Annotated in this window: 24 protein-coding genes and 1 tRNA gene; 9 read left to right on the top strand and 16 right to left on the bottom strand. The window is 68.2% G+C overall.

Translation table 11 applies throughout. The annotated features are described in order from the left end of the window. Positions 1-39: 39 nt before the first annotated feature. The 4 genes from FHR19_RS04235 to FHR19_RS04220 form a co-directional block, all read right to left on the bottom strand. Positions 40-1,020 carry a retroviral-like aspartic protease family protein gene (locus tag FHR19_RS04235; RefSeq protein ID WP_184024750.1) on the bottom strand — a complete coding sequence of 327 codons (981 nt, stop codon included), beginning with the start codon at positions 1,018-1,020 and terminating at the stop codon, positions 40-42. A gap of 153 nt (positions 1,021-1,173) precedes the next feature. Next, positions 1,174-3,564 carry a ligase-associated DNA damage response DEXH box helicase gene (locus FHR19_RS04230; protein WP_184025871.1) on the bottom strand — a complete coding sequence of 797 codons (2,391 nt, stop codon included), beginning with the start codon at positions 3,562-3,564 and terminating at the stop codon, positions 1,174-1,176. A gap of 20 nt (positions 3,565-3,584) precedes the next feature. After that, positions 3,585-4,490, bottom strand: a complete 906-nt coding sequence (locus FHR19_RS04225; RefSeq protein ID WP_184024747.1) for a helix-turn-helix domain-containing protein — start codon at positions 4,488-4,490, stop codon at positions 3,585-3,587. A 46-nt stretch (positions 4,491-4,536) separates the two neighbouring features. Then, the gene (locus FHR19_RS04220) at positions 4,537-4,728 is read right to left on the bottom strand and encodes a hypothetical protein (protein WP_184024744.1); all 192 of its coding nucleotides are present in this window, start codon (positions 4,726-4,728) and stop codon (positions 4,537-4,539) included. Positions 4,729-4,820: 92 nt separating this feature from the next. On the opposite strand from FHR19_RS04220, the gene FHR19_RS04215 reads away from it, so the two are divergent. The 3 genes from FHR19_RS04215 to FHR19_RS04205 all read left to right on the top strand — a co-directional run bounded on the left by FHR19_RS04215 (position 4,821) and on the right by FHR19_RS04205 (position 8,198). Beyond that, positions 4,821-5,819, top strand: coding sequence for a ligase-associated DNA damage response exonuclease (locus FHR19_RS04215; RefSeq protein ID WP_184024741.1), 999 nt, complete (start codon positions 4,821-4,823; stop codon positions 5,817-5,819). A gap of 100 nt (positions 5,820-5,919) precedes the next feature. Beyond that, positions 5,920-7,722, top strand: a complete 1,803-nt coding sequence (locus FHR19_RS04210) for a DUF885 domain-containing protein (RefSeq protein WP_184024739.1) — start codon at positions 5,920-5,922, stop codon at positions 7,720-7,722. Positions 7,723-7,727: 5 nt separating this feature from the next. Next, entirely contained in the window at positions 7,728-8,198 is a 471-nt protein-coding gene (locus FHR19_RS04205; RefSeq protein WP_184024736.1) for a hypothetical protein, read from the top strand. 243 nt (positions 8,199-8,441) lie between these two features. Here FHR19_RS04205 and queG read toward each other — a convergent pair whose 3' ends face one another. Then, positions 8,442-9,497: a tRNA epoxyqueuosine(34) reductase QueG gene (queG, locus tag FHR19_RS04200; protein ID WP_184024733.1), complete on the bottom strand. Its 1,056-nt coding sequence runs from the start codon at positions 9,495-9,497 to the stop codon at positions 8,442-8,444. Positions 9,498-9,557: 60 nt separating this feature from the next. Between queG and FHR19_RS04195 the strand changes: the two genes are divergently transcribed. The 3 genes from FHR19_RS04195 to FHR19_RS04185 are packed head-to-tail and all read left to right on the top strand — an operon-like array spanning position 9,558 to position 12,986. After that, on the top strand, positions 9,558-10,484 hold the full coding sequence (locus tag FHR19_RS04195) for an ABC transporter ATP-binding protein (protein ID WP_184024730.1): 927 nt from the start codon (positions 9,558-9,560) through the stop codon (positions 10,482-10,484). Continuing rightward, complete coding sequence (locus FHR19_RS04190; RefSeq protein ID WP_184024728.1) at positions 10,481-11,725, top strand: ABC transporter permease; 1,245 nt, start codon at positions 10,481-10,483, stop codon at positions 11,723-11,725. Before FHR19_RS04195 ends, FHR19_RS04190 begins: the two co-directional genes overlap by 4 nt. Positions 11,726-11,759: 34 nt before the next feature. After that, complete coding sequence (locus tag FHR19_RS04185) at positions 11,760-12,986, top strand: cytochrome P450 (RefSeq protein ID WP_184024725.1); 1,227 nt, start codon at positions 11,760-11,762, stop codon at positions 12,984-12,986. On the opposite strand, the gene FHR19_RS04180 is transcribed toward FHR19_RS04185, so the two are convergent. Next, the gene (locus FHR19_RS04180; RefSeq protein WP_184024722.1) at positions 12,983-13,255 is read right to left on the bottom strand and encodes a hypothetical protein; all 273 of its coding nucleotides are present in this window, start codon (positions 13,253-13,255) and stop codon (positions 12,983-12,985) included. The genes FHR19_RS04185 and FHR19_RS04180 overlap by 4 nt on opposite strands. 71 nt (positions 13,256-13,326) lie before the next feature. Between FHR19_RS04180 and msrB the strand changes: the two genes are divergently transcribed. After that, a complete protein-coding gene (gene msrB / locus FHR19_RS04175) occupies positions 13,327-13,815 on the top strand; it encodes a peptide-methionine (R)-S-oxide reductase MsrB (RefSeq protein ID WP_184024720.1) in 489 nt (162 codons plus the stop codon). A gap of 4 nt (positions 13,816-13,819) precedes the next feature. Here the strand turns inward: msrB and FHR19_RS04170 are convergent, their stop codons facing one another. Further along, entirely contained in the window at positions 13,820-14,350 is a 531-nt protein-coding gene (locus tag FHR19_RS04170; RefSeq protein ID WP_246359341.1) for a CHAP domain-containing protein, read from the bottom strand. Positions 14,351-14,686: 336 nt separating this feature from the next. On the opposite strand from FHR19_RS04170, the gene FHR19_RS04165 reads away from it, so the two are divergent. Further along, positions 14,687-15,238: a hypothetical protein gene (locus tag FHR19_RS04165; RefSeq protein WP_184024717.1), complete on the top strand. Its 552-nt coding sequence runs from the start codon at positions 14,687-14,689 to the stop codon at positions 15,236-15,238. A 16-nt stretch (positions 15,239-15,254) separates the two neighbouring features. Here FHR19_RS04165 and FHR19_RS04160 read toward each other — a convergent pair whose 3' ends face one another. The 9 genes from FHR19_RS04160 to FHR19_RS04125 form a co-directional block, all read right to left on the bottom strand. Further along, the gene (locus tag FHR19_RS04160; protein ID WP_184024714.1) at positions 15,255-15,713 is read right to left on the bottom strand and encodes a MarR family winged helix-turn-helix transcriptional regulator; all 459 of its coding nucleotides are present in this window, start codon (positions 15,711-15,713) and stop codon (positions 15,255-15,257) included. Positions 15,714-15,717: 4 nt separating this feature from the next. Beyond that, complete coding sequence (locus FHR19_RS04155) at positions 15,718-15,957, bottom strand: hypothetical protein (protein WP_184024711.1); 240 nt, start codon at positions 15,955-15,957, stop codon at positions 15,718-15,720. A gap of 22 nt (positions 15,958-15,979) precedes the next feature. After that, positions 15,980-16,055, bottom strand: a tRNA-Val gene (locus FHR19_RS04150). Between the two features lie 50 nt (positions 16,056-16,105). Continuing rightward, complete coding sequence (locus FHR19_RS04145) at positions 16,106-17,578, bottom strand: S41 family peptidase (RefSeq protein WP_184024708.1); 1,473 nt, start codon at positions 17,576-17,578, stop codon at positions 16,106-16,108. 83 nt (positions 17,579-17,661) lie between these two features. After that, the gene (gene lpdA, locus FHR19_RS04140) at positions 17,662-19,080 is read right to left on the bottom strand and encodes a dihydrolipoyl dehydrogenase (protein WP_184024705.1); all 1,419 of its coding nucleotides are present in this window, start codon (positions 19,078-19,080) and stop codon (positions 17,662-17,664) included. After that, positions 19,081-19,506, bottom strand: coding sequence for an endonuclease domain-containing protein (locus FHR19_RS04135; protein ID WP_425505947.1), 426 nt, complete (start codon positions 19,504-19,506; stop codon positions 19,081-19,083). 115 nt (positions 19,507-19,621) lie between these two features. Then, a complete protein-coding gene (locus FHR19_RS04130; RefSeq protein WP_246359340.1) occupies positions 19,622-19,957 on the bottom strand; it encodes an acyl-CoA thioesterase in 336 nt (111 codons plus the stop codon). Between the two features lie 44 nt (positions 19,958-20,001). Beyond that, positions 20,002-20,202: a hypothetical protein gene (locus tag FHR19_RS17610; protein ID WP_246359276.1), complete on the bottom strand. Its 201-nt coding sequence runs from the start codon at positions 20,200-20,202 to the stop codon at positions 20,002-20,004. Positions 20,203-20,215: 13 nt separating this feature from the next. Beyond that, complete coding sequence (locus FHR19_RS04125) at positions 20,216-21,538, bottom strand: pyruvate dehydrogenase complex dihydrolipoamide acetyltransferase (protein ID WP_184024696.1); 1,323 nt, start codon at positions 21,536-21,538, stop codon at positions 20,216-20,218. Between the two features lie 146 nt (positions 21,539-21,684). On the opposite strand from FHR19_RS04125, the gene FHR19_RS04120 reads away from it, so the two are divergent. Further along, positions 21,685-22,140 carry a universal stress protein gene (locus tag FHR19_RS04120; RefSeq protein ID WP_184024693.1) on the top strand — a complete coding sequence of 152 codons (456 nt, stop codon included), beginning with the start codon at positions 21,685-21,687 and terminating at the stop codon, positions 22,138-22,140. Positions 22,141-22,157: the final 17 nt, after the last annotated feature.

Below are 22,157 nucleotides of genomic sequence, written 5' to 3'. Positions count from 1 at the left end.
GGGTCGCTATGCCGCGCGGAACCGCGGTCCGCAACGGGGTTAACGCACGACCCGCGCCGTCATGCCCGGCCGCACGACGTCACGCGGCAGCATGAAGCGGACCTCGCGGTTGGGAAAGTCGATGCGCACCTGCCGGAACAGCTTCATCGCGTCCATGCCGAGGAACAGCGCGGGCTTCTCGTCGAGCTTCAACCGCTTGAACGGCGGCACATCGGCGAACGCGACGGGCAGCGTGTTGACCTCGATCCCGCCGACGCTGACGCGGGGCACGATGCGATAGTCAGCGGTCAGCATCGCGCCGGTCACGCTCATGATGCGGATCGGCGTGCCGGTCTTCACCCGGTTTTCGACCAGCTTGAGGAGCGCGGTATTGCCGACGCTGACCGCAGTGCCGGTGTCGAGCACGACGCTGATCCGCTTGCCCGCAAAGCGCGCGTCGGTGACGATCAGCCGGCCCATCACCGACTTGGCGACGACGACGATCTCGTCGGGAGCGGCGGCACGCTGGCGGCGCCGCGACTTCTGGACGTGCATCACCCGGTCGTCGAAGTCGATGAGCAGCGCGTTGTTCGCGAGGCTGTCGAGGCCCACCAACCCATCGGCGCCCAGATGCGGCCCCTCGAGCTGCGGCGCGTCGATCGCGATCCCGCGCGGCACCGCGTCGATCTCAAGCGAGGGGATGCGCGCGGTCGGCACCGGCACGACGCCCGTCATCGCCGCGACGTTGACGCGCGGTCCCATCGCCAGCCCGAGCGCAGTCGCGACCTGTCGCGAGATCACCGTCCGCTCGGCGCCGGTGTCGATCACGAACTGGAAGGGCCCGGCGCCGTTGACGCGAACGGGTACGCGCATCCGCTGCTCATATTCGGCAAAGGCGAGGAGTTCGGCGGGGTCGACGGGCGTCACCGCCTCGGCGGCGGCCGGCGTCGGCAGGGGCGGCACCGCCACCTGCGGATCGCGCGGCGCGGCCGGCTGGCCCGCGGCCAGCAACAGCGCGAGCGGGGCGCAAAGCTGCAGCATTGGCGCAGCATAGCACAGGGTGGCGTTGCCCCCTAGCCGTCACCCCGGACTTGTTCCGGGGTCCACTTCACCGCAAGACAAGCGGTGACTGGGTACGCGGCACGGTGGACCCCGGAACAAGTCCGGGGTGACGATGGGATCAGGCGCGAATCATCAATCCAGCCGCATCGCCTCGTTCGCCAGCGCCTCGGCCTCGATCAGCAGGTCGTCGTCCACCGTCCCCTGCGCCACCCGCTCGCGCCCGATCAGCACCAGCACCGGCACGGCAAGCGGGCTCACCCGCTCCAGATCGACATGCACCATCGTGTCGGCGGCGCGGTCGAGGAGCCCTGCCAGCCGCCCGACATCGGTCATCCGCGCGCGCGCATCCTCCCACGCAGCCTGGAGCAGCAAATGCCCCGGCTCGTACTTGCGCAGCACGTCGTAGATGAGGTCGGTGGAGAAGGTCACCTGCTTGCCGGTCTTCTTCTTGCCCGGATGCTGCCGCTCGACCAGGCCGCCGATCACTGCCACCTCGCGGAACGCGCGCTTCAGGAGCGCGGAGTTCTGCACCCATTCGACGAACTCGTGCTCGAGAATGTCGGGCGAGAACAGCGCCGCCGGGTCGGTGATCTTCTCCAGGCCGTAGCAGGCGATGGCATAGTCGTTCGACACGAAGCCCATCGGCTTCAGCCCCAGCGCCTCCATGCGCCGGGTGACGAGCATGCCGAGCGACTGGTGCGCGTTCCACCCCTCGAAACTGTAGGCGACCATGTAGTGCCGCCCCTCACGCGGGAAGGTCTCGACGAGGAGCTGGTCGGGATGGGGCAGGACCGAGCGGCGATCCTGCACCTCCAGCCACTCGCGCACATCGTCGGGGAAACGCGGCCACTCGGTCTTGTCGCACAGGAACGAGCGGACGCGGTGAGCAAGGTTGGTGGAGAGCGGCATTCGCGCGCCGACATAGGTGGGGATGCGCGCGGGCTTGGACGTCGCGCGCACGAGCAGGTCGAGCTGATCGATCCGCTCCACCTCCAGCGCCATGCCGGCGAAGAAGAAGGTATCGCCCGGCGACAGCGTGGCGGCGAAGAACTCCTCGACAGTGCCTAGCGTCCGGCCGTTCTTGAACCGGACGTTGAGGACCGGTGCATCGACGATAATGCCTGCGTTCAGCCGGTGCTGCGTAACGAACCGCGGATGGCTGACGCGCCATAGCCCGTCCGGCCCCTTCGTCAGCCGCTTGAACCGGTCATAGGCGCGCAGGGCATAGCCGCCATCGGCGATGAACTGGAGCACGCGCTCGAACGTCTCGGCCGTCAGCGCCGAATAGGGGAGCGCCGACTGCACCTCCGCCAGCATCGCCTCGGGCGCGAACGGTTCGGCGCAGGCACAAGCCATCAGGTGCTGGGCCAGCACGTCGAGCGCGCCGGGGCGGAAGATGTCGGGATCGAGTTCGCGGGCCTCCACCGCGTCCAATGCCGCGCGCGCCTCCAGATATTCGAAGCGGTTGCCGGGGACGAGCACCGCCTCCGACGCCTCGTCCAGCCGGTGGTTGGCGCGGCCGATCCGCTGGAGCAGGCGCGACGATCCCTTGGGCGCGCCCATCTGGATCACGCAGTCGACATCGCCCCAGTCGACTCCAAGGTCGAGGCTGGCGGTCGCGACCAGCGCGCGAAGGCGCCCGTCGGCCATCGCCCCCTCGACCTTGCGCCGCGCCTCGACCGCCAGGCTGCCGTGGTGGACTCCCATCGGCAGATTGTCGTCATTGACCTTCCACAGGTCCTGAAAGATCAGTTCGGCGAGGCTGCGCGTGTTGCAGAACACGATCGTCGTGCGGTGCGCCTCGATCTCTCGCATAACCTGCGGCGCGGCATAGCGGCCCGAATGGCCCGACCAAGGGACGCGATCCTCCGGCAACAGGATCGAGATGTCGGGGTCCGCCCCCTTCTCGCCCTCCACCAGCGCCACAGCATCGATATCGCCGTCGGGTGCCAGCCAGGCGCGATAGCCGTCGGCGTCCGCGACCGTCGCCGACAGCGCGACACGGCGAAGCGCCGGCGCGAACCGCTGAAGCCGCGCGAGGCAGAGCGAGAGCAGGTCGCCGCGCTTACCCGTAGCAAAGGCGTGCACCTCGTCGATCACCACGGTGCGCAGGTCCGCGAACATGATCGCCGCGTCGGGATAGCTCAGCAGCAGGCTCAGAGACTCGGGCGTCGTCAGCAGAATGCTGGGCGGCTTGGCCCGCTGACGCGCCTTGCGGTCGCTGGGGGTGTCCCCGGTCCGCGCCTCGACGGTGATCGCCGCGCCCATTTCCTCGATCGGGGTCAGAAGGTTGCGGCGCACGTCGACCGCCAGCGCCTTCAAGGGCGAGATATAGAGCGTGTGCAGCCCCTCGCGCGGGGCCTCGATCAACTCGGTCAGCGTCGGCAGGAACCCGGCCAGCGTCTTGCCCGCGCCCGTCGTCGCGACGAGCAGCGCGTGGCGCCCCGCACGCGCCGCCGCCAGCATGTCGAGCTGATGCCGGCGCGGCCGCCAGCCGCGGCCCGCGAACCAGTCCTCGATCATCGGCGGCAGCGGCGCGGTCTTCACGCCAGCCAGGGTATCCGCTCCCCGGTCCGGTCCGCCAGTTCGTATTTGCGCCGCTGCCGCGATTCGAGCGCGAGGTTGAACAGCGGTGTCGACGCGCGGGCGAATGCGCCCGGCGTCATGCCCGTAAAGTGGCGGAACTCGCGCACCTGATGCGACTGGTCGTAGAAGCGCAGGCTCGCCAGCATCTCCTCGTCAGGGACCGCGATGCCGCGTACCGTCGCGGCCATGTCGAGGAAGCGTGCGCGGCGCAGCACCATCTTGGGACTGAGGCCGAAGCTGGTCTGGATACGTCGGTCGAGTGTGCGCGGCGTCACCGCGATCTCGCGCGCCAGATCGGCGACCGACCGCGTGGGGTCGAGGTGGATGCGCTGGTCGAACCGTTCGGCGACGCTGTCGATCTCGCCGCCGGTGACCTTGACCCAATCGCGCACCGCCGAATTGAGCGCGGCGAAGGTCGCGTCATGCGACCAGGGATCGTCACCCGCCTGATCCAGCCGGTCGCCGATCGGCCCGACCAGCCGCTTCACCCGGTCAGCGAGGTCGCGGTGGTCGATCCCCGTCAGGCTGCGCCACGCTCCCGGCAGGATCGCGAACCCGCACATCGCGAACGCACCCTTTACCCGGCAGCGAAACGGGCGCGACTGGGCGCCGAACAGCACCGACCCTTCATAGTCGCGCCATGCGCCGTCCTCGAGCGTCGCCCACTCCCCGGTCAGCAGGATGCGGATGAAACCGGTTTCACTTACGATGAAGTCTTCAAGTATCGCATCGTCGGGCTGTTCGACGATCGTAATGAAGAGGCGCGCGATATGCCTCTGTAGATCCGGATCGGGCGCCAGGTTGATCGAAACCGGATGCCCCCGTTTCGTCTGCCCCGTGCGCGCGACAAGCGGGCTGTTCATGACTGGCGCGCTATCCCGATGAAATGCGACTGGCAACCGGCTGGAATCAGCCGTTGTCCCGAGCGATGTCTTCGCGGTTCTGTTCGTCGTACATGGCCTTGGTCGCGGCCTCGGTCCGTTCGATCTCGTGCCGGGTGGCGCCGCGATTGCGCAGCATGGCCCAGCCGATGACCAGCGTCAGCACGATCGGGCCGATTACCACCACCGCGCCCCAGATGCCGTTGTCGTCGAGGAGCATTATCTCTCTCCGTCGTTCGGATCGCTGCCAACGCGCCGCGTAAGTCTTTCGATCCGCTTGCGTCCGTACCCGGGGCGCCCCACATCACCGCGATGCCCGCACCCGGCCGATGGATCGATCCCCGCCCCGAGGGCATCTACCTTCCCGCGGCCGACGCCTGGATCGACCCGTCGACGCCCAAGCCGCGCGCGCTCGTCACCCACGGCCATGCCGACCATGCCCGGGGCGGCCACGGCGAGGTCTGGGCGACGCCCGAGACGCTGGCGATCATGGCAGCACGCTACGGCCCGCAGAACGGCGTGCCCGTGGCGTATGGCGAGAGCGTGACGATGGGGCCGGTCGAGGTGGGCTTCGTCCCCGCCGGCCATGTCCTCGGCTCAGCGCAAATCGTCCTCGACCACGCCGGCGAACGGGTCGTCGTGTCGGGGGACTATAAGCGCCGGCCCGATCCCACCTGCGCCGCGTTCGAGCCGGTCCCGTGCGACGTGTTCGTGACGGAAGCGACGTTCGGCCTGCCCGTCTTCCGCCATCCCGAGACGACCGAGGAGCTGGCGAAAATCGACGCCGCGCTGCTCGCCGAACCCGATCGCTGCGTCCTCGTCGGCGCCTATGCGCTCGGCAAGGCGCAGCGGGTGATCCGCGAGCTTCGCGACATGGGACATGTCCACCCGATCTATCTGCACGGCGCGCTCCAGAAATTGTGCGACCTTTATGTCGAGCACGGCGTCGACCTTGGCGACCTTCGCCCTGCGATGGAGGCGACGAAGGACGAGTTGCGCGGCCGCGTCGTCATGGCGCCGCCCTCGGCGCTCGGCGATCGCTGGTCGCGGCGGCTGCCCGACCCGATCACGGCGATGGCGTCGGGCTGGATGCGGGTGCGCCAGCGGGCGCGCCAGCGACAGGTCGAGTTGCCGATCATCCTGTCCGACCATGCCGACTGGGACGAGCTCACCACGACGATCCGCGAACTCGCCCCGCGCGAGGTGTGGGTAACGCACGGGCGCGAGGACGCGCTGGTCCACTGGTGCGCGCTCCACCAGATCAAGGCGCGCGCGCTGGACCTCGTCGGGTTCGAGGATGAGGACGACTGACGCGCGCTCGTTCCGCGCGAAACGATGTTGCCCTCCCGCCCCCGGCCGCATAGCCTCCTTGCAAAATCAGGAGGTTTGCTTGACTCTTTCGCTTCGTCTTATGCTGTCCGCCGCCCTCGCCCTTCCGTTCGCCGCGACGGCATCGGCACAGCAGGCCGCCCCCGTCGCCGCCACGGCCGATGCCGAGGATGCCCGGCTCAACACGTTCCTCGACGCCGCCTTCGACGCCTCGACCGCCTTGAGCCCGGAGCAGACCACCTCGCTCGGCGGCAAGATGAACTACGACAAGCTCGACGACTATACCGGCGCGACCGGTGAAAAGCGGCTGCAGATGGCCGAGGCGACGCTGGCCGAGATGAAGCGCCGCTTCGATCCGGCGAAGCTCGGGACCCAGGGCAAGCTCAGCTACCGCCTCTATGAATTCCAGGTCGCCAACCAGCGCCGCCAGTATCAGTGGCGCGACTACAGCTTCCCCGTCTCGACCAACGGCAGCCCGGCGGGCGAGATCCCAGTCTTCCTCATCAACAATCACAAGATCGCCAGCGTCGCCGATGCCGAGGCCTATATCGCCCGCATCCGCGAGACCGATCGCGTGATGCGCGAGGTTTCGGCCAAGATGCGCGCGCAGGCGGCGAAGGGCATCGTCCCGCCGCAGATGGTTTTCGCGCCCGCGCGGGCGGATGCCAAGAAGATCCTCGTCGGCGCGCCCTTCACCGCCGGCCCCGACAGCACGGTGATGGCCGACTTCGCCAAGAAGGTCGCCGCGCTCGATGCGCCCGCCGCGACGAAGAACAAGCTGCTCGCCGACGCGCGCGCCGCGCTGACCGGCCCGTTCAAGGCCGGCTACGACACGCTGTTCGCCGCGCTGGACGAGATCGAGGGCAAGGCGAAGGGCAATAACGGCGCGTGGAGCCTGCCGAACGGCGACGCCTATTACGCCGCGCGGCTCTACAACTTCACGACCACTGACCTGACCGCCGACCAGATCCACCAGCTCGGCCTGCGCCAGGTGGCGGCGATCCGGGCCGAGATGGACGCGATCCGAAAGCAGACCGGGTTCAAGGGCGATCTCAAGGCGTTCTTCGCCTTCATTCGCGACGACCCGCGCTTCAAGTACGAGAATTCGGAAGCCGGCAAGGAAGCGTATCTCAACGACGCGCGCGCGGTGATCGCCGAGGTGATGGGCAAGGCCCCGCAATATTTCAGCGTGCTGCCCAAGGCCCCGCTGGAGGTTCGCGCGGTCGAGAAGTGGCGCGAGGCGACCGCGTCGACCGCCTTCTACAACCGCCCCGCCCCCGACGGGTCGCGGCCGGGCATCTTCTACGTCAACCTCGCCGACATGAGCCAGGTGCAGAAGGTGCAGAACTCCGGCATCGCGGTGCATGAGGGCGCGCCCGGCCATCATTTCCAGATCGCCCGCGCGCAGGAGCTGACCGGCCTGCCCAAGTTCCGCAAATTGGGCGGCTACAGTGCCTATACCGAAGGGTGGGGCCTCTATACCGAGCGGCTGGCGGACGAGATGGGCGTCTACAAGGACCCGTATCAGCGGTTCGGGATGCTCTCGCTCCAGATGTGGCGCGCGATCCGGCTGGTCGTCGACACCGGCATGCATTCGAAGCGGTGGACGCGCGAGCAGGCGCAGCAATATTTCCGCGACAACTCGTCGCTGTCGGAGATCGACCTGAAGCGCGAGGTCGACCGCTACATGAACAATCCCGGCCAGGCGACGAGCTACATGGTCGGGCAACTCAAGATCGCCGAACTGCGCGAGCGGGCGAAAAAGGCGCTGGGGCCTAAGTTCGACATCCGCGACTTCCACGAAGCGGTGCTGGCGAACGGCATGATGCCGCTCGACGTGCTGGAGCAGGTGGTCGACGGCTACATCGCGGCGAAGAAGGGGTAGTGGCGATGCTGACAACGATGGTGGCGCTCACGCTGGCCGCGGCGCCGGCCGGGCAGAACGAACCCTACACCGCCGACCTGGCGAAGTGCCTCGTCGCCAAGACGAGCGAGGCCGATCGCACGGGCCTCATCAAATGGATATTCGCCTCGATCTCCGCGAGCCCGGCGGTCGCCGGCATGACCAACCTGACGCCGGCGGAGCGGCTCGACCATCATCGGCGGGTCGGCCAGATGTTCACCCGCCTCATGACGCAGGATTGCCGCAAGGAAACGGTCGTCGCGATCAAGTACGAAGGTCTGGGCACGATCGAGAAGAGCTTCCGGGTGCTCGGCGAAGTGGCAATGCGCGGTCTCATGACCGATCCGGCGGTCACCGCCTCCTTGGGCGACATGACGAAGTTCTTCGACCAAAGCGCGCTGGAGGCAGTGGGCCGGGAAGCGGGCCTGCCCATCCCCTCGACCAAGCCGGCCAAATAGCCGCCGGACCTGGCCATGATCCTATCGCGTCGAGCTTGATAAGGGGTTCTGCTTCTACAGCCCCGCACGCCGCCCTCTTCGGTCTGCGTCACCCCGGACTTGATCCGGGGTCCCGCTTCTTCCTCCTTTCCGCCGCCGAGAAGAAGCAGCAGCGGGATCCCGGATCAAGTCCGGGATGACGGGTTGCGTTGGGCGGTCCTCCCGCCCCAACCAAACGCGTACCCCGGCCTTCGCCGCGGTACGTCATTTGCTGGAAACAGCCCCCAACCGCGCCGCTGCCCTCGCCGCTGCGCCGCGCACCGTCTCGTCCTCGTCCGCCAAGAGCGCCGTCACCGCGGGTAGCAGCGACGCGTCCCCGCCATTCCCTGCCGCGATCAGCGCGTTGCGCACCATCCGGTTGCGGCCGATCCGCTTGATCGGCGACCCCGCGAACACCTGCCGGAACCCCGCATCGTCGAGCGCCAGCAACTCGGCGAGCGACGGCGCGACCAGTTCGGCGCGCGGCCAGAAGGCGCGGTTGGCGGCCGCTGCCGCAGCGAACTTGTTCCAGGGACAGACCGCCAGGCAATCGTCGCACCCATAGAGGCGGTTGCCCATCGCGTCGGCGATTTCGTCGGGCACCGGCCCGGCATGCTCGATCGTCCAGTAGGAAATGCACCGCCGCGCATCGAGCCGATAGGGTGCGGGGAACGCACCGGTCGGGCACGCGCGCTGGCACGCATCGCACGACCCGCACCGGTCGCGCCCCGCCCCCTCGCCCGACAATTCCAGCGTCGTGTAGATCGCGCCGAGGAACAGCCACGACCCATGCTCGCGGCTGACGAGATTGGTGTGCTTGCCCTGCCACCCCAGCCCCGCCGCCTCGGCGAGCGGTTTTTCCATCACCGGCGCGGTGTCGACGAAGACCTTGAGCTCGCCCCCAGCCTCCGCCACCAGCCAGCGGCCGAGCGCCTTCAGCGCCTTCTTCACCACGTCGTGATAATCGGCGCCCTGCGCATAGACCGAGATGCGTCCGTGGTCCCCCACCCCTTCGAGCGCCAGCGGATCGACCGCGGGGGCGTAGCTCATGCCAAGCGCGATGATGCTCTTCACCTGGGGCCACAGGCCGGCGGGGCTGGCACGCTGGTCGGCGCGGCCCTCCATCCAGATCATGCTGCCATGGCACCCGTCCGCCAGCCATTGGCGCAGCCGCTCGCCCGCGCGCGGCGCGGCATCCGCGCGCGCGAAGCCGCAGGCGGCAAAGCCGAGTTCGGCCGCCTTCTGTGCAATCCGCGCTTCAATCGACTTGTCTATCGCCACGCCCGCCCGCTACCAGTTTCGCGGGCGTCGCGCGAATGGCACGTGCCCGTGGGGGGATTGATGTTGCAGGCACCCGAACTGGCGCTTCAGGCGCACGGGCTGGTCAAGCGGTTCGGCGACCGGCGCGTCGTCGACGGCATCGACATCGCCGTGCCCGCGGGCAGCATCTATGGCGTGCTCGGCCCAAACGGCGCGGGCAAGACGACGACACTGCGCATGCTGCTCGGCATCCTCGAACCCGATGAAGGGCATCGCACGCTCCTCGGCCACGCCCGCCCGCGCGAGGCGAGCGACCGCGTCGGCTATCTGCCCGAGGAACGCGGCCTCTATCCCGGCATGAAGGCGCGCGAGGCGATCGCCTTCATGGGTGCGCTTCGCGGCCTCGACTGGCGCACCGGGCGCAAGCGGGCGGAGGCGATGCTCGAGGAAGCGGGGCTCGGCCACGCGATCGACGAGAAGATCCGCAAGCTGTCCAAGGGGATGGCGCAGCTCGTCCAGCTATTGGGCTCGGTCGTCCACGAACCCGACTTCATCGTCCTGGACGAGCCCTTTTCGGGCCTCGACCCGGTCAACCAGAACCGGCTGGAAGCACTGATCCACGCGCAGCGCGATCGCGGCGCGACGATCCTGTTTTCCACCCACGTGATGGCGCACGCCGAGCGGCTATGCGACCGGCTGACGATCATCGCGCGGGGCCGCGCGCGGTTCGAGGGGACCGTCGCCGACGCGCGCGGCACCCTGCCCTATCGCGCGCATTACGTGCCGCATCACGCGCATGAGGGACTAGCCGCGCTGCTGCCCGCCGACGCGGTAAGGGAAGGCGACGGCTTCCGCTTCGTCGTGCCCGACGAGGGGATCGAGCCTTTGCTGTCGCGCCTGCTCGCCGCGGGGCACGGCATTTCGGGGCTGTCGATCGAGCGCCCCAGCCTGCACGACGTGTTCGTCCGCATCGTCGGCCCCGACGCGCTGGAGGAGACGCCGGCATGAGCAATACCCGCCGCCTGATCCGCCAGACGCTGACGATCGCCCGCCGGGACTTCACCGCGACGGTGTTCACGCCCACCTTCCTCCTGTTTCTGTTCGCGCCGTTCCTGTTCATGGGGCTGTCGGCGGCGATCGGCGGCATGGGCGCGGCCAGCATCGCCGAGCGGGGCGAGCGCGCGCTGCGCATCGTCGCGCTGACCGCGCCTGCCGACCGCGAGCTTTTGTTCGCCGGCGACCGCAACCTGCGCGCGATGTTCCGCGACCGCGATGCGCCACCCGCGCTCGAGCTGCCAGCCACCGCCGCCAATGACGAACGCACTGCCCGCGCCCAGCTCGACCGCCGCGATGCGCAGGTGACGGCGGTCCTCTACGGCCCGCTCGACCGGCCCACCGTGCTGCACGCGCCGATTGGCACGCGCTCCGCCGCGTATCTCGCGCAGCTTGCCGATCAGGGTATTCGCCTGCGCGAAACCGGCACCCGGCCGAAGAGCACCGCGCGTCTCGTCGAGGTGAAGCGCGCCCGCGCCGCCCCGCTCAGCAGCGACGAGGGCGGGTTCTTCGCGGTGTTCGCGCTGTTCTTCCTCACCCTGCTACTCGCCGGTCAGGTCGTCTCCTCGATGGCGGAGGAGCGCTCGAACAAGGTGATCGAGGTGCTGGCCGCTGCCGTCCCGCTCGAATCGGTATTCCTCGGCAAGCTGATCGGCATGTTCGGGGTCGCGCTCACCTTCGTCGCCTTTTGGGGCACGATCGCCGCCAATGTCGCCAGCGTCCTGCCGGGCAATGTCGGCGCGGCGCTGGCGGGGATGGCACCCGCGCTCGGCTTGCCGACGTTCGTGATGCTGTTCGTCGCCTATTTCACCATGGCCTATCTGCTGCTCGGTGCAGTCTTCCTCGGCGTCGGCGCACAGGCATCGACGCCGCGCGAGATTCAGATGCTGTCGCTGCCCATCACGATCTTTCAGGTCGCGATGTTCGGCCTTGCCAGTGCAGCCGCCGCCAATCCAGGCGGCTGGGTGGCGACCGCGGCGGCGGTGTTTCCGTTCAGCTCGCCCTTCGCGATGGCGGGCCGCGCGGCGAGCGCGCCGGCGCTGTGGCCGCATCTGCTCGCGCTCGCCTGGCAGCTCGGCTGGGTGGCGCTCACCGTCGCGATCGGCGCGCGGGCGTTCCGGCGCGGCGTGCTCCAGTCGGCGGGGCCGAAGCTCAAATGGTTCCGCCGCGCTGCTGTTGACACGCCTGTAAGTTGAGGCATCCTCTCCGGCAAAAGACCGGAGAGGATCGATGGCTACCCTAGCGCCCGAATTGCGCCACGAGGTCGATGCGTTCGACGTCACCCGGCCGGAACTCTACCGCGACGATGCCTGGCACGAACCCTTCCGCGCGATCCGCGCCGCCGGAGGCATCCGGTGGACTGAGGGATCGGCGTTCGGCGATTACTGGTCGGTCGCCAACTATCGCTACATCGTCGAGGTCGAATCGCTCCCAGACCTTTATTCCTCCGCCGCCGGCATCGTCGTCGCCGATTTCGAGGAGGGCGATGTGCGACTGCCGATGTTCATCGCGATGGACCGGCCCAAGCACACCGGCCAGCGCCGCACCGTCGCCCCCGCCTTTGCGCCCGGCGCGATGGCGCGGACGAAGGAGGACATCGCCCGGCGGACGGGCGAACTCCTCGACACGCTGCCGGTCGGCGAAACCTTCGACTGGGTTGATACCGTGTCGATCGAGTTGACGACGCAGATGCTGGCGATCCTGTTCGACTTTCCCTGGGCCGACCGGCGCAAGCTCACCTTCTGGTCCGATTGGGCCGGCGATATCGAGGCCGTGCGCGATCCGGTGCGCAAGGCCGAGCGGCTCGGCCACCTCTACGAATGTGCCGCCGCGTTCACGACCTTGTGGAACGACCGCTTCGGGGCCGAGCCGACGAGCGACCTTATCTCGATGATGATCCATTCGGACGCGATGCGGGAGATGGATTCACAGGCGTTCCTCGGCAACCTGATCCTGCTGATCGTCGGCGGCAATGACACCACGCGCAACGCGATGAGCGCCTATGCCTACAGCCTCGACCGCTTCGAGGGCGAGCGCGCGAAGCTGGAGCGCGATCCCGCTCTCACCGCCAATGCGGTGCAGGAGATCATCCGCTGGCAGACCCCGCTCAGCCATATGCGCCGTACCGCGACCCGCGACACGCTGCTCGACGGGCATCGCATCCGCGAGGGCGACAAGCTCGCGCTCTGGTACGTGTCGGCCAATCGCGACGAGGCGGTGTTCGAGAATGCCGACGCGATCCACGTCGATCGGCCCAATGCGCGTCGGCACCTGTCGTTTGGGCACGGCATCCATCGCTGCGTCGGCGCGCGGCTGGCCGAATTGCAGCTGTCGATCCTGATCGACGCGATGCGCGAGCGACGGTTGCGCGTTCATGTCACGGGCGAGCCGGAGCGCGTCCCCGCCTGCTTCGTCCATGGCTACAGGGCGCTGCCCGTCACGCTGGAGCGGTATTAGGCGGCGATCGCGCCGCCACCGTTCAACGCATCCCCGGCACAGGCATCGCGCTCGGCGGCGACCGCCGCCGGGCGCGCGCGGCCCATCGTCCAGTTGCCCTGCATCCGCACCTTCGGATTGGGCGCGCACCAGATCTCGCCATTGGCATCGAGCGCCGTCACCCAGATCAGGTTGTGCTCCGGCCCGTAATCGATGACCGCGAAAGCGAGGCCGGGGCCACGCTCGAGCACATGGACGGGGATCGGCGGGTCGAGTTGCTGGAACGACATGGGGTTATCCTCCACGTACGAAGCGCTCGCCGCCATGTTGCGGTTCCGCGCGCGGCCCCCACATAATCCTGATGTCGATCAGCGCCCCCGACCGCCGCGGCTTTCTGTCGAGTGCCGCACTCGCCGTTCTAGCCACCGCCTGCGGCTCGCCGCCGTCGCGCGCGGCCGAACGCTTCCCCTTCAGCCCGAGCGAGGCGGAATGGCGCAAGCGCCTGTCCCCCGCCGCCTACGCCGTGCTGCGAGAGGCGGATACCGAGCGGCCGTACAGTTCGCCGCTCAACAAGGAAAAGCGCAAGGGCATCTTCAGCTGCGCGGGATGCGACCTGCCGCTGTTCCTGTCCTCGACCAAGTTTGAGAGCGGCACCGGCTGGCCGAGCTTCTACGACGTTCGCAAGAATGCGGTGGTCGAGCGGGTGGACAATACGCTGGGGATGAAGCGGACGGAGGTGCTGTGCCGGCGCTGCGGCGGGCATCTGGGCCATGTGTTCGACGACGGGCCGCCGCCGACGGGGCTTCGCTACTGCATGAACGGCGTGGCGATGAAGTTCCGCTCCGCCTGAGGCCTTACTCGGCGATCACGACCGCGCTGTCGACCGCGGCGGGCGCGGCACTGGCAATCGTCACGCGCGGCAGTTCGCGGGGTGCAGGGGCGCCGTCGGCGTAGATGAAGCCGTGTGCCGGGTTGCTGCTGGTGCCGAGGCCACCGACCGGGCCGTACCACACGCGCACGTCGGTCCAGTCGTTGTTCGCAGATACGTCGACTGCGCGCACGTCGGTCTCGATCCCGCCGCGGCGCGACCAGTTGGCATGGGTGAGCAGCACTTCGCGATCGCTGACGACCCGCGACACCATCGCGACATGGCCGAGCGGCATGCGGCGGCTGGAGGCGAGGGCGAGGACGGCACCGACCTTCGGCGTGTTGCCACGGGCATAATGGCCGGCGGCCTGGCCCCACCAGGTGTTCGCATTGCCGTGGATCTGGATGCCCGAAATCTTGCGGGCATAGGGCGCGCATTGCCAGAATTGCGCGAACGCCGGGGTCGCCGTCAGCAGGCAACACGCCACCATCGCGGCGAAACGCGCCGCCAGACCCATCGACTTCACTGTGGAACCCCGCGTCCCGTTTTTGCCCGAGGCGGGATAAAGCAGGTAAGTTTCGGGCGCGGAAGAGCCGCAACCTGTCGATCCGATGAACGGTGAACGGCCAGCGCCCAGTTGAGAAACCGAATCGCAACTTGCGACAAAAGGCGGCAGCAAGCCTGCGAATCTGCGTACTTTAGGGTCAGGCCCACCGATCATCGCAACGCGTGTTGCGTCGCACCACGATCCATGTTCCTCTGTCTGAACCGAAGCCGACCAAGTGGTTAAGGGGTGTGTTAACCATCTTGTCGTACGGTGAGGCGTGCATGATGCGGGATGGGTGAAATAGCCATGGGTGCGCGATCGAAGCCGGCCGAAGGGGCCATGACACTTTCGGAAATGAAGGAATTTGCCGGGTTCGCCGCGGCGACGCAGCGCTATGTGCGCCGTTCGCTCGACATCGGGCTCGACCGCGACGACGCGCTGTCGCGCTGGTCGCGCGACGTGGTCGAGGCGGCGAGCATCCGGGCACAGGCACGGATGTACGACCGCCTGCCCGAACTGCGCGCGATGGTGCCCGACGACAACGGTCTCCACTCGGTAGAGCCGTTTATGGCGCCGCTGGTCACCGTCTCCGCCTTCGACCTCGGCCAGGGGCGGCTGACGAGCTTCTCGGCCTATCGCTTCCTCTATGAGCGGCTGATCGGTGCGGAAGTGCGGCCGTGGCTGCCCGCGGCCTTCTGTTCGGCGGCGGCGCTGCCGACGCTGCACCCCGACCTTCGCCGCCGGCTGCTCCAGTCGATCAGCGAGGCCGCGGCGACCGCCTCCGGCTGGTCGTCGCGCCAGCCGAGCTTCTATCCGGCCTGGGTGGAAAAGGTGGACTCGACCGCCCTGCCCAACTGATCGCGGGCTGGCGGGTTCAGCCCGCCGAGCCGTCGAGGCGCGAGAGCAGGTCGAGGAGCGTGCGCCGCTCCGTCGGCGTCAGCGGCGCGAGCAGTTCGTCCTCGTTGCCGCGGATGCGCTCGACACCCTGTTCGACCAGCACCTTGCCCGCGGGCGTCAGTTCGAGCGCGAAGGCACGGCGGTCGCTTTCCGACACGCGCCGCTCGACCAGCCCGCGATCGACGAGTTCGTTGACCAGGCTGACCATGTTCGCGCGTTGGATGCCCAGCGCCTCGCCCGCCGCACCCTGTCGGATGCCGGGATTGTCGTGGATGACGGTGAGCACGCCGAACAGCACCTGGCGCATGCCCATCGGCCCGACCGTGTCGGCAAAGCCCGCGGCGAAGCGCTGCGACGCGCGGCGCAGGAAATAACCCGCGAAGCTGCCCAGCAGCGTCAGGCGCGTCGTCTCCACCTTGTGGTCCGCCGCGGCCATGGCGCTATTCCGCGACGACCGCGTCGTTGGCCGCAGGATTGCCGACCGGCGTATCGGGCGCGAGCGGCTGGATCGCGGCATCGTTGGCCGCCGCATCGATCGAGGTGAGGTTGTCACCCGCATAACTGCGCGCATCGCCGATGCCGCCCGCATCGGCATCGGTCAGGTTTGCCGTCTGCTCGCCGCCGCTGCCGCATGCCGCCAGCAGCAACAGGGGCGTCACCATCGACAGCTTGCGGACCAACGTGCGAACCCTCTCGGCATGGTGGTGGGCGGTGACGGGCTCGAACCGCCGACATCCTCGGTGTAAACGAGGCGCTCTACCAACTGAGCTAACCGCCCTTGCTGCGCCGCTGGTTAGGCGAGCGGCATCCATGGGGCAAGTCCCCGTATCAGAATGACCCCGGCACCTCCCGCTGCGACGGGCTGGGCCGGTCCGGCGTGACGAGGCGACGACCCGCCGGTGCCGCAATCCGCTCGGCACTGGCGCTGAGCGCCGCAGTGCCCGGCGCGATCGGCGTACAGCTCTGCCCGCCGATGAAGCCGAGCGCGGTCCGCACCGACGCCTCGGCCGGGTCGCCCAGCGGGCGCGAGGGATCGTCGATCGCCTGGCACGTCGCCTTCAGATAGGGGGCGAGGCCGCTGTAATAGTCGCCCTGATTGTCGCGGTTGCGCACCGAAAAGGCGATGACGCGCAGCCGGTCGTCGCACTCGGTCTTGTCGAGCGCGATCTGGCCGACAGGCTTGCCATAGGTATTGGTGCCGATCAGCGCGACGTCGGCATTGAGGTACGGGATCATCGCGTTGATGACGAGCTCGCTCGCCGACGCGGTGCCGCCGGTGCCGATGAACGCGATGCGCCGCGGCGTCACCGTCTCGGCAAGCTGGTTGAAATAGCGCGTCTCGTTCTCCGCGCTCTTTTCGGGGCGGAAAACGACCTTGCTCTGCACGTCGCTCGAAGAACGACCACCGCCGATCAGGTCGCCGAGTACCCCCGCCACCGACAAGAGCCCGCCGCCATTGTAGCGCAGGTCGATGATGAGGTCGCGGACGCCCTGCGCCTTGAACTGCGCGAACGCCGATTTCAGCGCGGGTTCGGCGGGGTTGATGAAGGTGCGCAGGTTGACATAGCCGACCTTGCCGTTCGGCCCGTCGAGCACGCGCACGCCCGTGCGCGAGGATACGGGCGCAATGTCGTAATCGGCCTTGGCCAGCGTGACGTTGCGCGTGCCGGCGGCGTCGGACACGCGCAGCACGCGCGTCACGCCGGGGTTCGAGGGACCGAGCGCGTTGTTGATCCCGCCCGTCCCCTCAGCGGCGATGATGTCGGACACGGTGCGCAGGTTCGACTCGCTCGTGCCGATCGCCAGGATCTCCGTCCCGCGATCCAGCCCGGCGGCGAGCGCGGGCGCGCCCTCGAACGCCTCGAGGATGCCGGCGCGGCGCGTGCTCGCATCGGCGCCCAGCCGAAAGCCGAAGCCCGCGCTCGACCCGGAATTGTAGAAGGCGTTCTCTTCCGCGATCGACGTGACATAGGTGAAGTATCGGTCACGCCCCTGCCCGCGCGCGGTCGCGGTCAGCGCGTCGGTCCAGTCGTCGAGGTTCGAGTAGCTCGCCGGATTGGGCGCGGCGGGCAGCGTTTCGGGGAACAGATACCATTCCCGCATCTGCGCCAGCACCCAGTCCTGCCTCGACCGCAGCGAACAGGCGCCGGTCGTCGGCGGGCTTGCGGTCGGGGTGGGCGTCGGCGCGGGCGTGCCGCCTCCACCGATGGCCGTCGCGCCGCCGCCCCCTCCGCCACAGGCAGACAGGAGAGCGACGATGGCGAGCGCGGCACTGGTACGCGCAAGGACTGGGTTACGCATGAGCCGCAGCATGACGCGCAAACTCGCTTCTGTCAGCGGCATTTATCGGGGGGCGGACGGACCGATCCGCCGCCCCCGACCGGTCAGATGTGCAGCGCCTTGCCGTACGCCGACAGCACGCTTTCGTGCATCATCTCGGACAGCGTCGGATGCGGGAAGACGGTCTGCATCAGCTCGGCTTCGGTCGTCTCGAGCGTCTTGCCGACGGTATAGCCCTGGATCAGCTCGGTCACCTCGGCGCCGACCATGTGCGCGCCCAAGAGCTCGCCGGTCTTGGCATCGAACACCGTCTTGATGAAGCCTTCGGCCTCGCCCAACGCGATCGCCTTGCCGTTGCCGATGAACGGGAAATTGCCGACCTTGACCTCGTAACCCGCTTCCTTCGCCTTCGCCTCGGTCAGGCCGACGCTGGCCACCTGCGGATGGCAATAGGTGCAGCCGGGAATGTTGCGCACGTCCATCGCGTGCGGGTGGACGTCCTTGTTGCCCAGCGCCTGCGCGATGCTCTCGGCGGCGATCACGCCCTCGTGGCTCGCCTTGTGGGCCAGCCACGGCGGCGCGGTGATGTCGCCGATCGCCCACAGCCCATCGACATTGGTGCGGCACATCGGATCGGTCTTCAGGAACCCGCGGTCGTTGACCTCGACCTTCAGCGCCTCAAGCCCCAGATTCTCGGTGTTGGGGACGATGCCGATCGCGGTGATGACGTGGCTGAACGTCTCGGTCGTTTCCTTGCCGGCCTTGTCCTTCAACTTGACCGATACGCCGTCGCCGCCGACCTTTATGTCGCTGACGCCCGCCTTGGTCAGGATGCGCATCCCCTGCTTCACCAGCGACTTTTCGAGGAAGGCGGACACGTCGGCATCCTCGACCGGCACGATGCGGTCCATCATCTCGACGACGGTCGTCTCGGCGCCCATGTCGTTGTAGAAGCTCGCGAACTCGATTCCGATCGCGCCCGATCCGATGACGAGCAGCTTGGTCGGCATCTCGGTCGGCGTCATCGCGTGACGATAGGTCCAGACGCGCTTGCCGTCTGCGGGCGTGCCCGGCAGGTCGCGGGCGCGCGCGCCGGTCGCCAGGATGATGTGTTTGGCGCTGAGCTCGGTCGTCTTGCCGTCCTTGTCGGTGACGCTGAGCTTGCCCTTCCCCGTCAGCTTGCCCTCGCCCATGTGGACGGCGATCTTGTTCTTCTTCATCAGGTGCGTGACGCCCTGATTGAGCTGCTTGGCCACCCCGCGCGACCGCTTGACCACCGCATCCAGGTCGGCGCTGATCTTCTCGGCGGCCAGCCCGTAATTCTTCGCGTGCTGCATGTAATGGAAGATCTCGGCCGAACGCAGCAGCGCCTTGGTCGGGATACAGCCCCAGTTGAGGCAGATGCCCCCGAGCAACTCGCGCTCGACGATCGCGGTCTTGAGTCCGAGCTGGCTCGCGCGGATCGCCGCGACATAGCCGCCGGGCCCGGAGCCGAGAACGATGAGGTCGTAGGTGTCAGCCATTCAAAGCTCCATGCTCTCCCTCCCCCCTTGCGGGGGAGGGCCGGGGAGAGGGGGTGGCGGCGGGGCCGGCTCGATGCCGGCCTCGCTGCCGTTCAGCGCCGCGAGGATGGCGGTCGCCACGCCTTCGGCATTGTTCAGAATGTCGTCGTTCCAGAAACGGAGGATCGCGAACCCCTGCGCCCGGAGCCATGCGTCGCGCGCGACGTCATAGGTGTTGTCGGCGTGTTGGCTGCCATCAGCTTCAACGATCAGACGACGCTCGAAACAGACGAAATCGACGATGTATCGGCCGATCGGCTGTTGACGCTTCCATTTGGTTGCAGCGAAACGATGCGCGCGGAGGAGCCGCCACATAACACGCTCGGCATCGGTCGGCTGGCGGCGCATCGACCGCGCTCTGGCGAGCGCGACCCCTCTCCCTCCCACGCCTTCGGCGCGGGCCCAATGCGAGGGAAACGGCGCCCCGCGCCATTTCGGTTCTCCCAGGGGCAGAACCGACCTCGCACTCTCCCCCGCGAGGGGGGAGGGAAAGGAAGCGGCATTACCCCTCACCGATCACCCGCGGGCGCTTCTGCTCGTCCACCGCCACGAACACGAACTGCGCCTGCGTAACGCGGCACTGTTCCTCCTGGTGACGGTCGCGGCGCCAGGCTTCGACGGCGATCGTCATCGACGTGCGACCGACCCTGACGATGTCACAGAACACCGACACCTCATCGCCGACCGCGACGGGCGCGTGGAACTGCATCCCGTCCATCGCGACGGTGACCGCCCGTCCCTTGGAATAGCGCGCGGCGACAAGGCCCGCGGCCATGTCCATCTGGCTCATCAGCCAGCCGCCGAAGATGTCGCCGTAAGCATTGGCATCGGCGGGCATCGTCGTGACGCGCAGCGCGGGCGCGCGGTCGGGCGGGGTTTCACTCACTTCGTTTCTCCGCGGATCGCGCGCAGCACCGGGCGGATACCGAGCAGCACCACCACCGCCGCCGATACATAGGTTACGAGCCAGATATTGGCCCGCCCGACCGGATAGGCCCATGCCGCCGCCCAGCCGATCGCGAACGCCGCCAGCACGCCCGATGCGACGTAGAGCAATTCGACGACGACGCGATTGGCGGGCACGGCGGCGTTACCTTCAGGCGATCATACCCATCGGGTTCTCGACCAGCTCCTTGAACAGCTTCATCAACTCGGCACCGTCCGCGCCGTCGATCGCGCGGTGGTCGAAGCTGCCAGTGGCCGACATGACCGTCGCGACGCCCAGTGCGTCGTCGACGATGTAGGGGCGCTTCTCGCCCGCGCCGATCGCCAGGATCATGCCCTGCGGCGGATTGATGACCGCCTCGAACTGCTTGATCCCGAACATGCCCATGTTGGAGAGGCTCGCGGTGCCGCCCTGATACTGTTCGGGCTTGAGCTTGTTGTCCTTCGCCAGCGCGCCCAGTTCCTTCATCTCGGTCGAGATCTTCGACAGCGCCTTGTTGGCCGCATCGCGCACGATCGGGGTGATGAGGCCGGTGGGCGTCGACACCGCCACCGACACGTCGGCGCGGTGGTAGCTGACAAGGTCGTTGCCCAGGAACGTGACGTTGCACTTGGGCGTCGCTTCCAGCGCCACGCCCAGCGCCTTGATGAGCATGTCGTTGACCGACAGCTTCACGCCGCGCTTCTCCAGCCCCTTGTTGAGCTCGCCGCGCAGCTTGAGCAGCGCGTCGAGGCGGATGTCGACGGTCAGGTAAATGTGCGGGATCGTCTGCTTCGCCTCGGTCAGGCGGCGGGCGATCGTCTTGCGGATGTTCGAGAGCTTGGCGACCTCGTGCGGGATCGACTCGTCGTACCAGACGGCCTTCGCCTCGGTCGGCGCAGCGGCGGGCGCGGGCGCGGCGGCCTCGGCCTTGGGCGCAGCCTCGCTCCTGGCGGCGGGGGCAGCGGCAGCGCCGGGCTTCGCGCCCTCGACATCCGCCTTGACGATCCGGCCGTTCGGGCCGCTGCCCGACACGCCCGACAGGTCGACGCCCTTTTCGGCAGCGATGCGGCGCGCCAGCGGGCTGGCCTTCACGCGGTTGCCGTCGCTCTTGGCGGCGGGGGCAGGCGCAGGGGTCGGCGCGGGGGCGGGCTTTTCCTCGGCCTTGGGGGCTTCGGCCTTCGCTTCGGCCTTCGGCGCCTCTGCCTTCGGAGCCTCTGCCTTGGGCGCCTCGACCGAACCGGCATCTTCGCCCTCTTCGGCCAGGATCGCGATGACCGTGCCGACCTTCACGCCGTCGGTGCCTTCGGCGACGGTGATCTTGGCGATCGTGCCCTCGTCGACCGCCTCGAACTCCATCGTCGCCTTGTCGGTCTCGATCTCGGCCATGATGTCGCCGGCCTTGACCGTGTCGCCTTCCTTCACGAGCCACTTGGCAAGCGTGCCCTCCTCCATCGTCGGCGAGAGTGCGGGCATCTTGAGTTCGATGGACATGGAAGGAATCCTGCCTGTTCGCTGGGGTTGAGGCCTCTTCGCCATCCGACCGCGCGGGGTCAAGGGCCGGCACGCGCGCATACGTATCTTGCGCTGGGCCGCGGACCGGGCCACCTCTGGTCCATCGGGGGGAGAGGAACCGGCACATGCGCACCTATCTGGTGGTCATCGACGAAAGCCCGGAGGCGGAGATCGCGATGCGCTTTGCCGCGCGGCGCGCGGTCAAGACGGGCGGATCGGTCGAGATCCTCGCGCTCGTCCCCTCGACCGAGTTCGTCCAGTGGGGCGGGGTAATGGCGACGATGGAGGAGGAAGCGCGCCTGCATGCCGAGGCGCTGGTCGCCGGCGCGGCGGGCACACTCCTGTCCGAATCGGGGCTCAAGCCCTCGATCACCGTGCGCCAGGGCGACGGACCGAAGATCGTGCGCGAGATGATCGCCGCGAACCCGGAGATCGCCGCACTCGTGCTCGGCGCAGCGGCAAGCGGCGCGCCGGGGCCGCTCGTCACGCATTTCGCGGGCACCGATGCGGGCGCGCTCCCCGTGCCCGTCATGATTATCCCCGGCAGCCTCGACCGCGACGGGATCGATCGTCTCAGTTGACACCGCGCGGATCGGCG

Origin of the sequence: Sphingomonas yantingensis (assembly GCF_014199325.1) — a bacterium.
GTDB lineage: Bacteria > Pseudomonadota > Alphaproteobacteria > Sphingomonadales > Sphingomonadaceae > Sphingomonas > Sphingomonas yantingensis.
This window is presented reverse-complemented; position numbering and strand designations above follow the sequence as displayed.